The organism is Sphingobacterium sp. UBA3549 (assembly GCF_002376635.1).
Taxonomy (GTDB): Bacteria; Bacteroidota; Bacteroidia; order Sphingobacteriales; family Sphingobacteriaceae; genus Sphingobacterium.
Map to the genome: position 1 here is coordinate 107,706 of NZ_DFOE01000024.1, position 19,655 is coordinate 127,360.

Genomic DNA, 19,655 nt, shown 5'->3' on the forward strand with positions numbered 1-19,655 from the left:
AATGTATAGCATATATAGGATATGGGTAACAAAAATATTGGAAAATATCTGGTTGCGGTTATTGTGGCTGCTGGATTGACCGTTGGAAAAGGGAAAGCGCAAGTTTTTACAAATGATGCAAAAATACTAGCCGGGTACGAACATGCTGTCGATTCGTTGCTTGCATTGGGTGGCTCGTTGTCCAGCGAGCTGGCACAACAACAGCTGAAGGAAGGAGGAGGTAGCGTTAAAATTAATGCTGTAAAACCTTTAAAGCGAATACTAAAGAGTAATGAACTCTACAAATTGGCTAAGCAGGCAACTGTCATAACGGGCTGCGCTTATCTTTGTCCTAAGTGCGATAAGGTGCACCTTAGCGAATCTTCGGGGTATATCATTGATCCTAAAGGCATCGTTGTCACAAATTATCACGTGATGGCGACCTATGCTTTCATGGAAGATGGCAACAAGCCCAAAGGATTCTATGTGCGTCTTTCTGACGGAAAAACGTATAATGTAAAATCTATACTAGGTTCTTCAAAAATAGACGATCTTGCGATTTTGCAATTGGATACTCAAGGTGAAGCGTTGCCGGCCCTGCCGTTGGCAGCACGTGCAGAAGTAGGGGATAAGGTCTATGTGCTCGGGCATCCGAAGGGTATGCACTATTATTTTTCACAGGGCTATGTCAATAACAAATATCTAGAACAGACCGGCGAACCGAACAATAGGGTGTACCGCGAAATGATGGCCATTTCGGCCGACTATGCAACGGGCTCCAGTGGCGGCCCGGTGTTGGATATCTGCGGCAATGTCGTCGGAACGGTTTCCAATACAAACATGCTGTTGCACAGCGATATGAATCCGAGTGTACAGATGGTCGTCAAAAACACGGTCCCCGTAGAGTCGCTGCGGAAAATAGTGTCACCGTTATAATTATTGAGGGGCCAGGTAGAAATACGTTGGCCCCTTTTTAACCATGCCTGCGTTGTATCACATCAATATACCGCTAAATCAGGGCTTTGCATAAGGCAGCCGTTCAATCCGGTTGGTGGTATGATAGCTGTCGAGCCCGCTGCTGGTGACTGTGCCTGCTTCTTCGATATCAATATAGCCATCTTCCTTGACATAAGTATCCGGCACCAGCACGGTTGTGATCTGCCCAATGACCAAGGTCGTACCGTTGAGTTCAATGGCTGTTTGCTGCACAAATTTGCAGGCAAATTTTAGGGTACTTTCGCGCACAAAAGGAGCCGGAATGTTTTCCAGGTATTCGGGGTTGAGTCCGACCTGTTCAAATTCGCTCACCCCTTTTGGATATTTGGCGCTGCACTGATGCGCCTGTTTTACAAAAGCTGGTGAAACATGATTGATGGTATAATACTGCTGTTCAACAATATTATCCAATGTACTGCTAAAGGGAGTGGCCGGCCGAACGATAATACCACAAAGTGCAGGATCTGCGCCCAGGTGGAATAAGCTACTGAACGTAGCTAAATTTTCACTTCCGTCGCTGTTCTTGGTACCTATGAGAACCAGGCTTTTAAACCCGCCCAGTGAATTGATAAAATTGGCCCTGTATCTTCGCTCAAATGCGTCGATTGCGTTTTTAGTATAAATCATCGTGTATAAATGCTTTGTGTTCGATTGTTAGCGATCCTGTCTAGCAGCCCCTGAATAGGAAGCTACAGAAAGCTGGTATGGCATAAGATTGCTATCTTTTAGCTGCAGCAGGTCATCACCTTTAAACTGATGCATAAATATACTAAAACATCGATTGCAACATCATGTTTACAAAAACTTTTGCTATGGCAATGTTACACGCGCGTAATGCTCCATTTTTTATATTTGTGGCAGATGCAGATCAAATTGCATGCGATAGTAATAATAAAGCCTATGTTAAGACGAGTCATCGTTCAATTTCTCTTACTTGTGAGTGCCATGATGCTTGGTGTGAAGCCTTTGATCGGCTTTTCACTCTACCATCAGGCAAAAACGCAGGGCGAGAATGAGTTTATCACCGTTATCAAAGCCTTTAGTAAACGCAAACAGGAATATTTGGACTGGGTGGATGCAAAGGATGGTGTGTGCCTGACGCTATCGCCCGTCCGCCACTTTGTGGCCAAAGTGAAGGAGTTTTTCATCACTCATTTTTTTAACACTTTTGTTCCAAATTTCGACGCGTTTTCTACCGGGCACTTCCTGTCTAACATATTGCCGCTAGAACGGCTTTACCTGCGTAATCTCCAGCTCACCTTATGATAAAAAAGCCATTTTAATCGTATGCAATGGTTCCCCGTGGGACTACAGACATTCATTTATTTAAAATAAGCTTTTTATATGTTTCAGAAACTTGTCCTTATGGGGCATGTGCTGCTCTGCTGTAGCCTATTGGGCTACGGTCAGGAGCGTCATGTGCCTATCAAACTCAACGAACTGCTCGCTTCGGTAACGCAGCATGCGCCCTCTTTGCGGACCGACTACGTGCGTACACAGGTACAGCAGGCCCGTGCCGCCGAAGTGAAAAATAACCGTCTGCCAAGCCTACAGCTGTCGTATCAGGCAGATGTCGGATCCAATAATAATGTACCGGGGCCTTACTTCGGATTTGGCCTCGTGCCGACCAACAATGGCGGTATCCGCGCCGATAATAAGTATCAGGCGGTGAGCAGCAATCTTGGCATCGCAGCCTTCCAGTGGGAACTGTATAACTTTGGTCAATTCAACGCCCAGGACGCACTCGCCCAGTCGGAGGTAAACGTCGAAAACCGCCGTTTTGATCAGTCTAAATACGACTTACAGTCTTTTACCATCTATAGTTACCTGCAATTATTAAAGCTGCACGACCTGATCGGTATTCAGTCGCGCAGCATCGCCCGTAACCAGGAAATCCGCCAATCGATATTTGCACTCGTCAAAAGTGGTATCCGGGCGGGGGTAGATACCAGTATGGCCGATGCCGAAATATCGCGGAGCCAGCTTAGCCTCATTGAGCTGGACAATCAGCAGCAGCAGTTGCAGATCCAGCTGGCCACGCTGGCGGGAATATCGCCAACTCAGATTGTAGCCGATACCACGGCCGAAAAGATTCTTTTCGAGCAGGTAAAGAATGCACCCATTGAACTCGACGGTGGCCGCCAGCATCCGATGGTCGCCTATTATAATGCGTTGTTCGATAAGACCAAGATGGAAGAAAAGCTGGTTGCCAGCAGCTACCGCCCCAAGCTGTTCCTCTCCGGCGCAGTCTGGGGAAGGGCTTCCAGTGTCAATAGCGACAATAGCTATGGATCGCTCACCGATGGCTTTGGCTTGCAGCGTGGCAATTACCTCGTTGGCCTGGGCATCAACTACAACCTATTCGACCTGCGCCGCAAAAAGGTAAAACTCAATACGCAGCGCCTTATGGTGGATGAGGCGGGCCAGAAACTACAGGAACAACAGGCCAACATTGCCATGAATATCGCACAGTCGGCCGCCGAAGTGGAAACTGCCGGAAGACGGCTCAAGGAAATACCGCGTCAGACCAAGGCTGCAAATGCCGCCTACCGTCAGAAGTTTTCCCTCTACAAAAACGGTCTCATCGATATCGTGGAGGTTAACGTAGCCCAGAACATGCTCTATCAGGCAGAGCGCGATTACATCACGGCCAAGTACAATTATTACCTGGCATTGTTTCACCAGGTGGTGGCACAGAACAATGTCGATGGCTTTCTTCAACTTTTTAACTAATCACTTATGTCACTAGTCACAGCTGCTTTACGAAGGCCCATTACCACGGTGATCATCACGTTGAGCCTGTTGCTCTTTTCGGTGCTCGCTGTACTGAAAATACCGATAGATATCTTTCCGCAGCTCAATTCGCCAACAATTTACGTCATCGAATCATACGGCGGAATGTCCCCGCAGCAAATGGAAGGTTTCTTCTCCTCGCGGATGCAGGATCAGTTTCTGTATGTAAATGGAATCAAGAATATATCCGCCAAAAATATTCAGGGCCTCACCCTCCTGAAACTTAGTTTTTACGAAAACACCGATATGGCCGAGGCCTCGGCGCAGGTGGCGCTGCAGGTAAACCGGGCCATGAAGTTTTTCCCGCCTGGAGCCTTGCCACCACAGGTGGTCCGTTTTGATGCCTCTTCACTACCGGTGGGGCAGCTGGTTCTTTCGTCGAAAACCAGAAGCCTCAAAGAGATCTACGATATGGCGAGCACGCTGGTACGGCCCACGTTTTCGTCGGTACCGGGACTCTCGGCACCGCCGCCCTTCGGCGCCAACTCCAGAACGATCACGGTGAATGTAGACCCCAATAAACTGCGGAGCTACAACCTCACCGCAGATGAGGTGGTGATGGCCTTGTCCAAATTCAACGTGATGTCGCCATCGGGTAACCTGCACCTCAATAATACGATGTACGTAACCACCATCAATTCATTGATCAAGAATGTGGCCGACTTCGCCGATATCCCTATTCTCACAAAAAATGGGATTCCGATTTACATCAAAGATGTGGCACGGGTATCGGATGCTTCGGACGTGACCGTAAGTTACGCCCTGATCAACGGGCGGCGCTCGGTTTATATTCCTGCCGTCAAGACCTCGGATGCATCTACCTGGGCCGTGGTGAGCAACCTCAAAGCCAAATTGCCCGAAATCCAGAATCTGCTGCCGGAGGATGTCAAGGTGTCTTATGAGTTTGACCAGTCCGTGGCCGTAATGAATTCGGTGCAGAGTCTTTTGCACGAAGGTGGGCTCGGTGCTTTGCTTACCGGCCTGATGGTACTCTTGTTTCTGCGCGACTGGCGAAGCAGCCTCATCGTCATTGTAACCATACCGGTGTCCATTCTGATCGGCGTACTGCTGCTCACCTTGTTTGGCCAGACCATTAATATTATGACCTTGAGCGGATTGGCACTGGCCATCGGTATTCTGGTCGATCAGGCCACGGTGACCATCGAAAGCATTCATCAGCATCAGGAACAAGGGGCACACAAGCGTAAGGCCATCTATCAGGCCTGTCAGGAAATTGCGGTACCATTGCTTTTAATCCTGTTTTGTATTTTGGCCGTATTTGCACCTTCCTTTATGATGACGGGCATACCGCGGGCGATGTTTCTGCCGCTCTCTTTGTCCATCGGATTGACCATGATCGCTTCTTATTTCATGGCGCAGACGCTGGTACCCATTCTATCCAACTGGCTGCTCAAAGAGCATCACATTGGTCATTTCCAGTCGGATTCGCCTGGATTTTTCGATAAGATCAAAAAGCGGTATCGCTTTGGCCTGTATCGGTCCATGCGGCATAAGGGCAAAGTGATTGTCGGTTATCTGCTGCTCACGGTCGCTCTTGCAGCGGCAGCATTTATGTATATCGGCAAGGATATGATGCCCAAGGTCAACAATGGGCAGTTTCAGTTGCGCATCAAGGAACCGGATGGCACTAGGCTCGAACGTACCGAAGAGTCCGTCAAGCAGGTGCTCCAAGTAATCGATAGCACGGTAAACCACCAGGTTGCCATCAGTTCGGCCTACGTCGGTCTGGTACCCAGCAGTTATGGGGTCAGTAACCTGTATGTATTTAATACCGGGACGCATGAGGCGGTGATCCAGGTGAACCTCAATGCGGATTATCATGTCAATATGGATGAGCTTAAAGATGCCTTACGGCGTAACATCCACTTTAAACTGCCCAAATTGCGACTCAATTTTGAGCCTATTGATATGACCGAAAAGATTATGAGCCAGGGGGCGGCAACACCGATCGAAGTGCGCGTTGCCGGAAAGAAAATGGACGAACTAAAGGTCTATGCCGATAAAGTGGTCAGCTCACTGCGGCATATCGACTATCTGCGCGATGTGCAGATTGCGCAGCCACTACGCTTGCCGACGATTGCCATTGCCATCGACCGGCTCAAAGCCTCACAGCTTGGTCTGCAGATGGATGATATTGCGCGATCGGTAACTGCGAGTACCTCGTCCAGCCGATTTACGCAAAAGATCCAATGGCTCGACGAAAACAATACCTATACGTATCAGGTACAGGTGCAGGTACCGGAATATGTGATGAATACCATGGACGAACTGCGGGAGATTCCGCTGGTAAAAGGGCAGCTCACGCCCACCTTGGGAGATATTGCCACGTTCAATACCCAATATGTACCGGGAGAGTATGACCGGCAGGGGCCAAGGCGGTATTTGACAGTGATGGCCAATATTCATCAAAAGGACCTGGGTACAGCAACGGCCGATGTGCAGCAGGCGATTCGCGAGCTTCCGGCGCCGCCGCGCGGTGTTATGGTGGAAATGAAGGGGATGTCGACACTGTTGCTCGAGACCATGGGCAGTCTGCAGCTCGGTCTGGCCTGTGCTGTTGTTGTGATCTTTCTGCTGCTGGCCGCCAATTACCAAAGTGTCAAGCTTTCGCTGACGGCCTTGGTGACTATTCCAGCCGTAATATTGGGCTCGCTGGCCATGCTTTTGCTCACAGGGTCTACACTCAACCTGCAGTCTTACATGGGCATGATTATGTCTACGGGGGTGTCGGTCGCCAATGCGATCCTGATCGTGTCCAATGCTGAAACGCTGCGGCTCGACTTTCGCAATGCCCGTACAGCGGCTTTGGCCAGTGCAACCACACGGCTGCGTCCCATCCTGATGACCAGTATGGCCATGATTGCCGGCATGATTCCCATGGCCATGGGCATGGGTGAAACAGGCGAACAGGCTGCCCCGCTGGGCAGAGCCGTTATCGGCGGGCTGTTTGCATCGACCTTTGCCGCCCTTTTTGTATTGCCGCTGCTGTTTGTGTGGATGAAGGAAAAATCATCGTTTGATTCCGAATCCCTGTTGCCGCAGGACGAGCCCGATCATGGGTCTTTATCCATCGAAACCCATCCGCAGGAACTGCGATGATAAAGGCCGCAAGGGGATTGCAAAGGAAGAGAATAGTATTAAAGATAAAAACGCCAAAGGTATGCGGGCTGATTGAATGCGGCGCGCATGCCTTAAAGAAAATACCAAATCATGAACAATAAAATAGAACGGATAAAAAAAACAGGCTTTATACTCGTGCTGGCAAGCTTACTTTCGGCTTGTGGTAACACCGAAAAGCCGATTGATCTGACGCCGAAAAATCCGGCTAAAGCCAGTACCTACCAGACCACCGTAATACAAGAAAAAGTAATGTCGAGCAGTGTACGCCTGCCCGGCAAACTCAAACCCTTTAACGAGGTAAATATCTATGCCAAGATGAACAGTTTTGTGAAGCATATCTATGTGGATAGAGGAACCCTTGTAAAAAAGGGACAGCTGCTGATGCAGTTGGAGGCACCCGAAATGTTGGCCGCGGTGCAAGCGGCGCATTCCCGCTTTGTACAGGCTCAGGAAACGGCTTCGGCGAGTAAGGATAAATATAAAAGGCTTAAAAATGCAGCGCAGGAGGAGGGAGCAGTGTCGCCCCTTGATCTCGACAATGCGTTATCGAAGATGAAAGCGGACGAAGCGGTTGCCATGTCGGAAAAAGCAAATGTGGAGGAGGTTGAGATGCTGCAGTCTTACTTGAATATCAAAGCGCCTTTCAATGGGGTGATTGTGCAGCGTAACGTCTCCGAAGGTGCGCTCGTAGGACCGGGAAAAGGGAATGATCAACCGCTATTGATCTTGCAGGATCTCAATAAACTCCGGTTGGAAGTACAGATCCCCGAGACTTATGTCGATAAAGTGGATCTCTCGAAGAAAGTGACCTATCGTTTTAATAATACACCGAATAAGGTATTTGAAGGGATGATTGCGCGTTCGGCAAATTCTTTGGGTGCGATGCAGTCCGAAGCCATAGAGGTGGATGTGCCCAACTCGGATAACAGACTCAAGCCGGGGTTATACTGTGAGGTGGATATTCCCTTATCTGCCGGAGCGAATTCGTTATTGGTACCCTCCAATAGTATTGTACGTTCGACAGAAAGGCAGTACGTAATTCAGCTGATAGACGGCAAAACTCATTTTGTGGATATTAAAGAGGGGGTGTCCACACATGATTCGACCGAAGTTTTTGGAAAGCTGAATAGGAGTGATCAAATCTTGCTGCATGCCAATGACGAAATAAAAGAGGGGGTCAAACTGCCTTTGGAAGAGTAAGTATACGGTGTGATTTAGTAATTTGAAAGGCCTCCGAAAGGCCTTTCAAACTTTTGATCATATAAATCCGGGTTAGCGCGTTGGAACAGGAATTTCGGATATTTTTCACCCACAGCATACGCGCCCCGATTTTTAATTTCATACCTTTAACACCGTTAAGATTTCTAATGATGATTCAATTTCTCTCGGCATTGGGCAACGATGCTCTTCTCACAATACTACAGCAATCCGGTGATCCAATGGCAATTTATACAGGTGAGGACCTCTGCCTCCAGTTTGCGAACAACGCAATGCTCAAAATATGGAACAAAGATGAATCGGTATTTGGAAAGAAATTGGAGGTGGTATTCCCTGGGCTGAAGGGTAATTCGATCCTGGCGCTTCTGCGGGAAAGCTGGCATTCGGGAAAAGAAGTTGTGGCTTGTGGTGTGCACTCGGCCCCAGCGGTGCATGGCGAAACGACCCCATTATATGATGAGTATACCTATCAGCCTATCGTAGATAAAGCCGGTAAAGTCTCTTGTATTTTGCAGCGGGTAAATAAGCTGAATTGGCGCAGCCACGATGCGCATTCGACGGCAGAAAAGATACTGCTGAAAGATGGCGAAAGCCTACACGCTGATGCGATTAAACATTTGGAGCAAACGATTAAAGCGAATGAATCCTTAGAAAGGAATCTAAGGGAGAGCGAGCGACGGCTTAGGTCTATATTGGAAACGATGGCAGAAGGTGTCGGTGTTACTGATGCCGCAGGTCAAATGGTGTATGCCAATCCGATGGCTCAGCGCATTTTGGGTTTGAAAGAGAAAGACATTAAAAAGCGTACCTACGATGATCCACAATGGCAGAATCTGCGTATCGACGGAACGCCGCTCCCCTCCGAGGAGCATCCAATGTCAATCATGATGCAGACCCAAAAGCCGGTCACCGATCATGAGATTGCCGTAAAACCGCCAGATGGAGATATCATATATCTTTCGATCAATGCTGCACCCATGTTCGATGAGAAAGGGGTGCTCACTGGGGGGATAGGAACCTTTATGGACGTGACCGAAAGACGGCTCGTCACGCAAAGTAAAGACGATTTTATCAGTATAGCCAGTCACGAACTCAAAACCCCGGTCACTGCACTCAAGGGGTCATTATATATGCTTCAAAAGAAAAGCATGGAGTTGTCTGAAGAAATTAAAGTTAAACTTGTTGATCAATCGGTGCAAAGCCTCAATAGGCTGACGGTTCTAATCGACGAGCTGCTCGATACAAGAAGACTGGAAAAGGGGCATCTGAAATTAGATAAAAAGCCTTTTGTACTTTCCGATTTGTTCGAACAGTGTCGCGCTAATTTTAATCATCAACTAACAAGAAAAATCACCTTCGGAGGCGATCTACATGAACGTGTTACTGCTGATATGCAGCAGATCGGACAGGTTATGGTTAATTTGATCAATAATGCTATTAAGTATGCACCAGAATCAGATATCGCTATCAAAGCAAATAAGCTCGATGAGAAGGAGATGATGATAAGTGTTAAGGATGATGGACCCGGTATACCCGAGCAAAAACGCGCTCAACTCTTCGAGAGATACTATCGGGCAGACTATCAGGGACAAAAATTTTCGGGTCTCGGTTTGGGGCTTTATATCTGTGCAGATATTATCAAGAATCACGGTGGTACCATCGGTGTGGATAGTGAGCTGGGCCAGGGAGCTACATTTTGGTTCACCTTGCCGTTCTAGCATTTTTGGCGCTCTATTGCTTTAAGCTTCTATTGCCTTAATCTGCCAGGACTTTAAGCTTCTACTGCTTTAAGCCTCTGTTGCTTTAAACTTCTATTACTTTAAGCTTCTGGGAATTTTGGCTACACTCCTTAGGCGGACGCCTAATCAATCATTTTTATAATAATTCTGAGCACTTTTGGCACGATTATTTATCGATATTCAAACGTTAATCGCATTCGTTTGGTCGTAATGGCTATGGTTTAAAATTTTTAGAAGATTTATATTTATGCAAGGCACAATAGACAGGATAGACAGCGAGCATCACCGTTCGCAGGTGTTCCGTTTAACCTACAAAGGACAGGATTACCAGTTGGTATTGTTAAAAAAGTCTTTATCAAAGCTCGATACGGAGCTGCCAATTTTGCTGGATGGAATTGACCAAAAATTAGTTAAAAAAGGCGACAGCTGGTTTTTTGAAAATATGCATTCCGATCAGCACTTTGCTACCGAGATCTGGCGTAACCTATCGCTTCGGTACCGCCTTTAAACCCATATTTAATCGTGCCTCATTTTCCTGTAGACAATCAAGGAATTGTGCCATTTGGCCAACCTTGAGGCAATTTGTTGTAATTGTTTGATTTTCGTCAGCTATTGTTTCTATTTAGTTACTACCGCCGTTGATCGATGTGCTAACTTTGTCCTATAATTAAATTGATATGGAGACAAATAAAGTATGGTTTATAACGGGAGGGTCCAAAGGTATCGGACTGTCGTTGGTAAAAAAACTGGTTGAAAAGGGCTATCGCGTAGCAGCAACAAGTCGAAAATTGCAGGCATTAATCGACGCAGTAGGACGTGTTGACGTGGCGCATTTTTTACCTCTGGAAGTGGATTTGACACGTGAGAAAGCGATCCCTGAAGCTGTTGCACGTACCGTTGCTCAGTTTGGTAAAATTGACGTTTTGGTGAATAATGCAGGCTACGGCATCGGGGGAGCGGTTGAAGAAATAGATCAGGATGAAATCAAAGATAGTTTTGACATTAACGTCATGGCTGTCATCAAAACGATGCAGTCCGTTATGCCTTACTTTAGGCAGCAGCGGTCGGGCAACATCATTAATGTTTCTTCTATTGCGGGTTTTGCCCCGGGAACTGGCTGGGCAATGTATGCTGCCACAAAATATGCGGTAACAGGACTATCAGAAGTCATGGCAGAAGATGTAAAGGAGTTTGGCGTGAAGGTGACGCTGGTGGCGCCGGGAGCTTTCCGCACCGAGTTTCTGCAAGATAGTTCACTTGTTTTGGCCCAAAAGAAAATTGATGGCTACAGCGCGGTGAGGACCTCGCATCAGAGATATGCAGCGATGAACGGGACACAGATCGGCAATCCCGAACTGCTGGCTCAGGTTTTTATTGATCTGGCAGCGCATCCCAATCCGCCTGTGCGCCTCTACCTTGGAAGCGATGCCTACAAAAGGGCAACGGAAAAAATCAAGTTACTTTCGGAAGAGCTGGAAAATAATAAGCTTATTTCTTATGCGACTGATTTTAACGAAATCTCTTAAGCGACAATTAGAGACGTTGTCATTATCAGTGACCACATCTTATTTGATTTTCGTATCTTCAACACATGGAAAAATTGCAGTCGCTCGAGGAATTTTACCAATCTAAATTTGAACGTATTCCGGAGGATATCCAGCATGGGGTAGGGCATTTCAATGTCTTTACAATTGATGAATATATAGGGAAGCATACGAAGCCAGTGGTGTATAGTCGAAAAGATTATTATAAGATCACCCTAATTGTTGGTAAAAACAGAATACATTATGCCGACAAGGTGATTGAAATAAAAAAGCAGGCCTTGTTTTTTACCAATCCGCAGATCCCTTACAAATTTGAATGGATTGACGATTATAAATCGGGATTCTTTTGTGTGTTTACGGCATCGTTCTTTCATCATTTTGGTTACCTCAACGACTACGAAGTGTTTAAACCCAACGCCTTACCCGTATTTGAGCTGACGGATGGACAACTGGAAGATATTAAGCAGGTGTATAGGAAGATGCAGGATGCCTTAGATTCGGAGTATGTACATAAATACGATCTGCTGAGAAATCTTGTGTTTGATCTGCTTCATTATACGCACGGCATGCAGACGGCTTCTAAAGTGGCAAAGAAGCAAGCAAATGCATCTCAACGGATAACCCATATGTTTCTGGAACTCTTAGCGCGTCAGTTTCCGATTGAGGATGCGCGCCAACGGATCGTCTTTCGCTCGCCCTCGGAATTTGCAGCACAGCTCGCCGTCCATGTTAATCACCTAAACCGCGCCGTCAAGGAAACCACCGAAAAAACAACCTCCACGATTATTGCCGACCGTCTGCTGCAGGAGGCCAAAATATTGCTGCGGCATACGGAATGGAATGTTTCCGAAATCGCTTATTCGTTAGGTTTTAAAGAGGCTACTCATTTCAGTAATTTCTTCAAAAAAAAGATGCAGATGACACCGCTCCGCTTTCGGGAAATGGATTGATTATTTGTTGAGTAGTTCCAGTGCTTTTAGGATTTTCTTGTCTCTCTTGAGATTTTCAAAATTATCGCCTTGCAAAACTTCAACATCAGGCAGGATATTTCCGGTGTAAATCTTTGAATTTCTGTCAACGACATAGTCGGTGGAAAGATTTATTCCAGCTTCCTTGCTGATCGTGAAGCCCTGCACAGCGGTCGTATAGTCAGCCGTTGGTTCACCAACGATATACGTGTTTTTTCTTCCGATTAACGATATAGCCGTCATTTCACCAGCGCTGGCGGTGTAGCAACTCGTAAGTATAATCAGGGGAATATCTTTTTTTAATGGTTTTTTTAATTGTACCTGCCTAAGCAGTTCAATGCCGTCAATACGCATGTGGCCATCCCTGATTTCCCATTGTCCGGACGATAGGCCTTGTGCATTTCTAAAACCTCCGAAAATAATGTTTTGATCACAGATAAACTCCTGCAAACCCAAGAAAATAGGATACATATTGCCGCCGGTATTTATTCTTAAGTCGATGATCCATGCTTTTATTTTTGCAGTGGATAGTTTATTGATATGGGCTGTGAGATCATTGGCAATGCTGTCGACTTTCTTAAATGCAAAGTCATTGTTGCCAGGTATCCTGAGGTAGGCTATTGTATGATCAATGATCTGGCTGACCACCGCTTTTTCTGTTTTTAACTTTGCTTTCAGATAAGCACTCTCAGGCCGCTCAGGCCTGTCCCAGCTGTAGGTTCTAGCCTTGTATTTGAGAGACCCGTGATGATCCTTGAGCAGTTCAAAGACCCCTGTGTACAAAGGAGCAAGGTCAGAAACTGCATCGAGATCTTTTGCTTTGTTATACAAGAGGCTTTCGATCAGGTTGATGTTGGAGGTATCGATAGCATTCGATCGGATCAGGCTAATGGAAGTGTCCACAAATGATTTGATGCTGTCAATTTTAAACGTTTGGGCAAAGGAGGAAATATAGAAAAATACTAAAATATGGACTAGAGAAAACCGGATCATATGCAACAATGAAATTATATCATAAAGCGCTAAATATAAGAAATTACGCGCAATCATTTTACAGCCTTAGTGCGCATTTCGCGTGCTACTGGTTTTCCCCGACGGGAGAAAGCAAGGGGGTTAACTTGTAGAATGGAATGCTGAAGTGATTCGATTGAACTATTTATGGCCGTCTGGTGTTCTCAAAAGAACTGTAGATAAATCGTAACGATAAGATTGAAAACATAAATAGCAAAATATGAATGGATTGAATAAAAATATGTTAGGCGGATTGCTCGGTGCGCTCGTACTCAATGTAGTCCATAGTGCTGCCAAAAGGTTTGACTCCAAAGCTCCTGAAGTGGATAAAGTGGGTGAGGAGGCGATGAAAAAAACGGTGCGATTTGCGGGTTTTAAACCGCCAAAAGGTAATGCATTGGTCGCAGCCACCTTTGGGGCCGATGTCGCATCGAATGCGATGCTGTATACGCTTATCGGATATGGCAGTCAGAACAACCTGCTGCTCAAAGGGGCACTGCTGGGTACTTTGGTGGGCGTAGCGACATTGACTATCCCAGAACAGGCCGGACTGAACGCCGAGCCAATAAAAAAGACCGATCGTACCAAGTTAATGACCGTTGCATGGTATGTAATCGGCGGAATAGCGGCTGGAATGGCGATGAAGGCCATGGGAAAGAAATAATAATAAACAATTTCATCGCGTTATGCACAGGGGGTAGTACGCTGCGCATAACGTGATGAATTGATGAACAGTTTTATGGCCGAAGAGGCAAAGCATAATCGTTAGTCTAACACAAAATTTTCCTGATCCTTCGTCAGTACAATCGGATCTGTCATTATTTTCTGGACATCGCTGAAACTGGCATTTCGAAAGTTCGCAACAAATTTCTCGAGATGAAAGGCATTTTCGGGTAAGAAAGCTAAGGCATTATTCTTCGCATTGCCCTGAAACTTTGTGATAACAGGCTGCATCAGGTGGTTGTATTTTTGACAGGCGGACGGCAGGTCATCGGGCTCCAGAGCGATATAATGAGCCAAAGCTTTAGCCCCGTAAATAGACAGTGAAGCGCCCATGCCCGATAGCGCTGTAGGACAATAGCCTGCATCTCCCAGCAACACCATCCTGCCATTGACCAGGTTTGACGTATGTACCATGCCCATTTTGTCGATGAAAAATAAACCTTCATCCAATAAGCTGTCCAGCAAATGGTTTACTTCAGCATTGTAACTTCCAAATGCATTTTTAAGAATGGACGGTGCGCTGTTTCTCAACGTTTTGAGGTCTTCAAAACTGCGTAAATAGCACTGGATGGCTATCTCATCTTCTGCGATGGGATAGATCGACAGCATCTTGTCTACATCAATATAGATTTTAAAAGCACCAACTTTCTTGTGGTGATGTTGCCTTAATTTGCCGCCTACGTACAGCATATTGAAATCCTCAAATTGTACATTGTCAAAATACTGCTGCCGAGTAGCGGAACGCAGTCCTTCCGACACGATAATTAAATCGACACACAGCGTACTCCCGTTTGAGAGCTCGACTTCTGCATAGTCTTCCTTTTCATTGACTTGTACCACCGTGGTGTCAAATAGGATATGGACATCGTTTTTGATGGCCTCGTACAATACCTGGTGCAATCCGCCCCGCGATATCAATACGGAGCGTTCGATGTTTTCATTCATTTTGTCATAAGCGATGTGCTGGATAACGCTGTCATTGGTTTCAACAAAATCGACTGTCTCGGAAGGGGATGATGCTGCCTGTAGCGCCCCGCTAAGCCCGAGCTCGTCCATGATTTTAACACCGAAGCTCTTTAGGGAAATAAGAAATCCGGCCTTGCTTAATGAAGGTGAGCGATCAACTAGCGTGACACAATGACCTTGTTGCGCCAAGAAATTTGCTGCGGTCAAGCCGGCAATTCCGGCACCGGTAACTAAGATATGTTTTTTCATTGCTTTTATTTGTAAGGATTAATGCAAATTTATGCATACTTTTAAGGCTAAAATAGTTCAATAAAAAGCAAAATTAGTCCAATAAAATGAGTAGTGTCGCTAAAAATGAAGAAATGAGCTACTGGGTGGATCGCTTGGGCGTTTCGCTATCGCCCGACAGATCCGAATTGGAAATGCTCGAACTAAATGAGCTTAAGATGGTCGATCTGTTGCCCGAAATGCTGCTTATGATTCGTTCGGTAGTGGCCAAGCAAACCTTTTGCTTTCGAAGGGAGCCGATCAAAATCATCGAAAATGGGGTATCCATTTCGTTTCAGAATATCATTCATTCGCCCTCAACTCCGCAGGTACAACCACATGTCCGCATCGTACCCTTACATGTGGCAACCGAGTTGACATTTCCAAAAGCCGTCAATATCCAGCAGGTAACCATTCTGGTGAGTCTCGATTATTTAAAAAGTTTCATTGGAAAAGCACACCGCACATTCGATTATCTGTTTGATAACGATAAAACGCTCTGGATTGAAGAATTTATGTCGCCAGAAATAGCGGCAATTGCCAATGAGATAGCGAAGTCTAGCTGTGGTGAACCGCTTTCTGATGCCTTTTATAGGTTAAAATCACTCGAGTTACTCTTTCATCTGTTTAAAAACCTGTCTGCCAGAACGCAGGTCACTCATCAGCAATTGACAAAATATGAACTCGAATCGATCTATCGGGTGAGGGATCAGCTAGCGAACTACATGGACCGGCCTTTTCTTCAGGAAGAATTAGTGAAAATAAGTGGTATGAATGTCATTAAACTTCGTAAGCTTTTTACACAGGTTTTCGGTATGGGAATGTATCCTTATTATCAGCGTCTGCGTATGCAGGAGGCTGGACGGCTTTTAAGGGACGAGTTATTATCTGTTTCTGAAACTGGGTACCGCTTAGGATTTAGCAACTTAAGTTATTTTGGCAGATTATTCGAAAGCCATTTCGGATCTAAACCGAAAAAATGGATGCAGCTGCACAAGCGTACTTCCTCCGGATCTAAAAAACAGTACAATACGTAATGAGCCTATTTTGACATGGCTTCCAGGACTTTTAAATGCGACCTAAAGGCAGTGCCAAAGCTACGGAATTCGTTGTATTTTATTTTATACTCGCTACAGGTCTGCTTGACGATGCGGTTGAGTGCGGGATAATGCACGTGGCTGATTTTTGGAAAAAGATGATGCTCAACCTGAAAATTGAGTCCGCCAAGCAACCAGGTAAGTACCTTGTTGCGGGTAGCAAAATTTGCGGTGGACTGGATCTGGTGGATCATCCATTCTTCTTCGACCTTAGACTGGTCAATGGTTTTGAATTCGGTCTCCTCAACTACATGGGCCAGTTGAAATACGGTGGCCAGACTCATGCCACAAACCGTACCTGAGATCAGCAGTCCGATAAGCGTGGGCAGCCATCCTACGAAGATCACCGGAATAATGACAAATAAGCTGAAGTGAACAAGCTTACTAACCCAGAAAATAATACGTTCGCTGAGTGGAAAATGAAATCGCTCAATTTTATCGCCCATACGGCCACGAAAATACTTCTCATAATCCTGGTAAAAGATCCATGCCAAATAGGAAATTCCATAGAGCAACGGAAAGTAAAACCGTTGATAGCGATGGTGCTTACACAGTTTCTGGTCGTGATGTATACGCATAAATTTAACCTCAATATCGTGGTCTTCGCCATCGATATTGGTGTAGGTATGGTGGGCGATATTATGTTTGAGTTTCCAAAAGTAGATATTACCGCCCAATAGATTGAGCGAGTAGGATAGTAATGTATTGAGGCGTTTGTTGTCTGAAAAAGAATTGTGCCCCGCATCATGCATGATATTAAAGCCAATAGCAGCGAGGTTGATACCAAAAATAAGGCATAATACGATTGCAACGCTCCAGTGCAGGGGCGCGAATACGAGCAGCCCATATAACACTATAAAGCTGACGAGCAGGATAGCGGCCTTCAGGTAAATTTTACGATTCCCCGTTTTGGGTTGCAGCGAAGTTTGAAAATAAGTATTGATTTTTTGTTTTAGGGTTTTAGAGAACAATGTATTTACATTGCTGAATTTTACTGACTGGGACATTTGACTTTTTACGGGAGAGATATTCTTTCTTTTTTTATAATCCGATCTTGAGTGATTGAATTGGCATAAAGGTACGCTAATTTATTCGATTGATTATAATAATAAAGTTAAAGATTGTTAAAGCTTATCGTTCTCCTAAATTCAAGTGGGGAGACCGATGTTTTCTTTTTAAATAATCGATTGAGGGACTGTGGCTGTTCAAATCCGAGCTGATAGGCGATTTCGGCGACAGAAAGCTGAGAGCGTGAAAGCAGATTTTTTGCTTTTTCGATGATCTTATGCTGGATGTGGTTCTGTGCGCTCTCACCGGTTTGCGCCCGCAGGAGATCGCTTAAATAGTTTTTTGACATATTCAAACGTTCCGCAAAATACCCTACCTGCGGAAGGCCGGTGTGTTGTGTGCCGGCGTCAAAGTATTCATCGAGCAACTGCTCAAACCGGCTAACCAATGGTATATTGTGTGCTTTACGGGTGATAAACTGACGGTCATAAAAGCGCTGTGAATACACCAGTAACAACGCTATATGACTGACAATAGCATCTTGGCTGTAGCTGTCAATGGTGCCTTCATATTCGCTCAAAATACCCTTTCCGATCGTTCTGATCTGCTGCTTTTCCTTTTCGGATAGGAAAAGTGCTTCATTGACCTCATAGTCGAAAAAACTATAGCTACCGATGTTGTTTACCAGCTCATAGGTACGGATAAAATCTGGGTGGAAAACAACCGAATAGCCGACTTTGACATCGGAGCTCGTCGGATCTACAGTAATGGCCTGACCGGGCTTAAAGAAGGTCATTAGGCCCTCCCGAAAGTCGTAGTGATGGGGGCCATAGCGCAACATGCACTGCGCATCTTCTTTGACTGAAATACAGTAGAGATTGAGTAGAAACGTGGTTTCTACCGAGGGATGTGTATGCTTGTTCTGCGAGAAATCGGTGATACTGAAAAGCGGGTGCTGCGGTTTGGGCAACTGCAATGCCTCATGATATTCCGCGATGCTATTTATCTTAACGAATGCTGGTTCTTTTTTTGACATGTTCGTATGGCCTATTAAATATCGTTGACATGGTCGTATTGCCTAGTGTATGATACGCTAATTTAAGTAAAATGTCATGCGCTTTGGGCAAACATGACATTTATATTTTCTAGGATTGCAGCGGTATGCTGACATCGCGCGATCCGGTATCGAGCCCTACGGGTAGAATAGCCTCAATGCGCTGTAGCTCTTCGGGAGTCAACAGGATTTCGGTCGCTGCGATATTCTGTTCCAGATAGCGTACCTTTTTTGTGCCAGGTATGGGCACAATGTCTTTTTGGATGAGCCAGGAAAGGGCCAGCTGGGACGGAGTAACTTGTTTTTCCATGCCGATTTGTTCAAGCTCGCGCACGAGCGCCACGTTTTTGTAAAACTGTTCGCCCTGGAAGCGTGGAATAAGTCTGCGAAAATCATCTGCTGGAATATCGTCCGGCGACTTGATCTGTCCGGTAATAAATCCGCGGCCCAAGGGGGAGTAGGCGACGAGGCCGATGCCCTGCGCTTGTGTGAGTTCGTATACGCCGTTGGTTTCTACCTCACGTCCGAATAGGGAAATTTCATTCTGCACCGCCGTAATCGGAAAGGTCGCATGTGCTTTTTTTATTTGCTCGGCACTGACTTCTGAGATGCCCAGGTACCGGACTTTGCCGGCTTTGACCAGTTCGGCCATGGCACCGACAGTTTCCTCAATAGGCACATTTGGATCAGGCCGGTGCATATAGTATAGATCAATTACGTCGGTATCGAGGTTTTTAAGGGAGCGTTCGATTGACTTTTGGATATAATCTGGCCGGCCATTGATACGCCAGGTCACTTGGCCGCTGGCATCAATCTCAAAGCCGAATTTGCTGGCGATGATAAACTCATTCCGCTTACCCTTGATGGCTTTGGCGATAAGCTTTTCGTTTTCAAAAGGACCGTAGAGATCGGCAGTATCCAAAAAGTTGCCGCCCAGTGCTAAGGATCGATGGATGGTCGCAATAGATTCTTTTTCGTCGGCCTTGCCGTAAATATCGCCGGTGGACGCAAAACTGCTCATCCCCATACAGCCGAGCCCTATCATTGGAATTTCGAGCCCTTGGCTGCCTAGTTTTCTTGTTTTCATTTGCTGCTTTTTTTTGTTACTCAAAATTACGGTGCAAGACCCGTTGGCCACTTACCCCAATTAC

The 19,655-nt window shown here is 45.9% G+C and carries 17 protein-coding genes; 11 read left to right on the top strand and 6 right to left on the bottom strand.

Annotation, left to right across the window (positions count from 1 at the left end):
* Positions 1–21: 21 nt before the first annotated feature.
* Positions 22–915 (top strand): S1 family peptidase, encoded by an 894-nt coding sequence (locus B2W36_RS12445; RefSeq protein ID WP_293887964.1) that lies wholly within the window; start codon positions 22–24, stop codon positions 913–915.
* 78 nt (positions 916–993) lie between these two features.
* Here the strand turns inward: B2W36_RS12445 and B2W36_RS12450 are convergent, their stop codons facing one another.
* A complete protein-coding gene (locus tag B2W36_RS12450; RefSeq protein WP_293887966.1) occupies positions 994–1,602 on the bottom strand; it encodes a flavin reductase family protein in 609 nt (202 codons plus the stop codon).
* Between the two features lie 273 nt (positions 1,603–1,875).
* On the opposite strand from B2W36_RS12450, the gene B2W36_RS12455 reads away from it, so the two are divergent.
* The 8 genes from B2W36_RS12455 (at position 1,876) to B2W36_RS12490 (ending at position 12,360) form a co-directional block, all read left to right on the top strand.
* A complete protein-coding gene (locus B2W36_RS12455; RefSeq protein ID WP_293887968.1) occupies positions 1,876–2,241 on the top strand; it encodes a hypothetical protein in 366 nt (121 codons plus the stop codon).
* 78 nt (positions 2,242–2,319) lie between these two features.
* A complete protein-coding gene (locus B2W36_RS12460) occupies positions 2,320–3,708 on the top strand; it encodes a TolC family protein (RefSeq protein ID WP_293887970.1) in 1,389 nt (462 codons plus the stop codon).
* A 6-nt stretch (positions 3,709–3,714) separates the two neighbouring features.
* Entirely contained in the window at positions 3,715–6,888 is a 3,174-nt protein-coding gene (locus tag B2W36_RS12465; protein WP_293887972.1) for an efflux RND transporter permease subunit, read from the top strand.
* A gap of 111 nt (positions 6,889–6,999) precedes the next feature.
* The gene (locus B2W36_RS12470) at positions 7,000–8,109 is read left to right on the top strand and encodes an efflux RND transporter periplasmic adaptor subunit (protein ID WP_293887974.1); all 1,110 of its coding nucleotides are present in this window, start codon (positions 7,000–7,002) and stop codon (positions 8,107–8,109) included.
* Positions 8,110–8,276: 167 nt separating this feature from the next.
* Positions 8,277–9,845, top strand: coding sequence for a PAS domain-containing sensor histidine kinase (locus B2W36_RS12475; protein ID WP_293887976.1), 1,569 nt, complete (start codon positions 8,277–8,279; stop codon positions 9,843–9,845).
* 268 nt (positions 9,846–10,113) lie between these two features.
* On the top strand, positions 10,114–10,374 hold the full coding sequence (locus B2W36_RS12480) for a hypothetical protein (RefSeq protein ID WP_293887977.1): 261 nt from the start codon (positions 10,114–10,116) through the stop codon (positions 10,372–10,374).
* Between the two features lie 169 nt (positions 10,375–10,543).
* On the top strand, positions 10,544–11,392 hold the full coding sequence (locus B2W36_RS12485) for an SDR family NAD(P)-dependent oxidoreductase (RefSeq protein ID WP_293887979.1): 849 nt from the start codon (positions 10,544–10,546) through the stop codon (positions 11,390–11,392).
* A 65-nt stretch (positions 11,393–11,457) separates the two neighbouring features.
* Complete coding sequence (locus tag B2W36_RS12490) at positions 11,458–12,360, top strand: helix-turn-helix domain-containing protein (RefSeq protein WP_293887981.1); 903 nt, start codon at positions 11,458–11,460, stop codon at positions 12,358–12,360.
* Here B2W36_RS12490 and B2W36_RS12495 read toward each other — a convergent pair whose 3' ends face one another.
* Positions 12,361–13,371 carry a S41 family peptidase gene (locus tag B2W36_RS12495; protein ID WP_293887982.1) on the bottom strand — a complete coding sequence of 337 codons (1,011 nt, stop codon included), beginning with the start codon at positions 13,369–13,371 and terminating at the stop codon, positions 12,361–12,363.
* A gap of 238 nt (positions 13,372–13,609) precedes the next feature.
* On the opposite strand from B2W36_RS12495, the gene B2W36_RS12500 reads away from it, so the two are divergent.
* Positions 13,610–14,053: a hypothetical protein gene (locus tag B2W36_RS12500; RefSeq protein ID WP_209581170.1), complete on the top strand. Its 444-nt coding sequence runs from the start codon at positions 13,610–13,612 to the stop codon at positions 14,051–14,053.
* 101 nt (positions 14,054–14,154) lie between these two features.
* Here B2W36_RS12500 and B2W36_RS12505 read toward each other — a convergent pair whose 3' ends face one another.
* Positions 14,155–15,327 (bottom strand): FAD-dependent oxidoreductase, encoded by a 1,173-nt coding sequence (locus tag B2W36_RS12505; protein ID WP_293887985.1) that lies wholly within the window; start codon positions 15,325–15,327, stop codon positions 14,155–14,157.
* Positions 15,328–15,413: 86 nt separating this feature from the next.
* Between B2W36_RS12505 and B2W36_RS12510 the strand changes: the two genes are divergently transcribed.
* The gene (locus tag B2W36_RS12510) at positions 15,414–16,382 is read left to right on the top strand and encodes a helix-turn-helix transcriptional regulator (RefSeq protein WP_293887987.1); all 969 of its coding nucleotides are present in this window, start codon (positions 15,414–15,416) and stop codon (positions 16,380–16,382) included.
* A 5-nt stretch (positions 16,383–16,387) separates the two neighbouring features.
* On the opposite strand, the gene B2W36_RS12515 is transcribed toward B2W36_RS12510, so the two are convergent.
* The 3 genes from B2W36_RS12515 to B2W36_RS12525 form a co-directional block, all read right to left on the bottom strand.
* Complete coding sequence (locus tag B2W36_RS12515; protein WP_293887989.1) at positions 16,388–17,449, bottom strand: fatty acid desaturase family protein; 1,062 nt, start codon at positions 17,447–17,449, stop codon at positions 16,388–16,390.
* 107 nt (positions 17,450–17,556) lie between these two features.
* Positions 17,557–18,486, bottom strand: coding sequence for a helix-turn-helix domain-containing protein (locus tag B2W36_RS12520; RefSeq protein ID WP_293884477.1), 930 nt, complete (start codon positions 18,484–18,486; stop codon positions 17,557–17,559).
* Positions 18,487–18,595: 109 nt separating this feature from the next.
* The gene (locus tag B2W36_RS12525) at positions 18,596–19,591 is read right to left on the bottom strand and encodes an aldo/keto reductase (RefSeq protein WP_293887990.1); all 996 of its coding nucleotides are present in this window, start codon (positions 19,589–19,591) and stop codon (positions 18,596–18,598) included.
* Between the last annotated feature and the right edge of the window lie 64 nt (positions 19,592–19,655).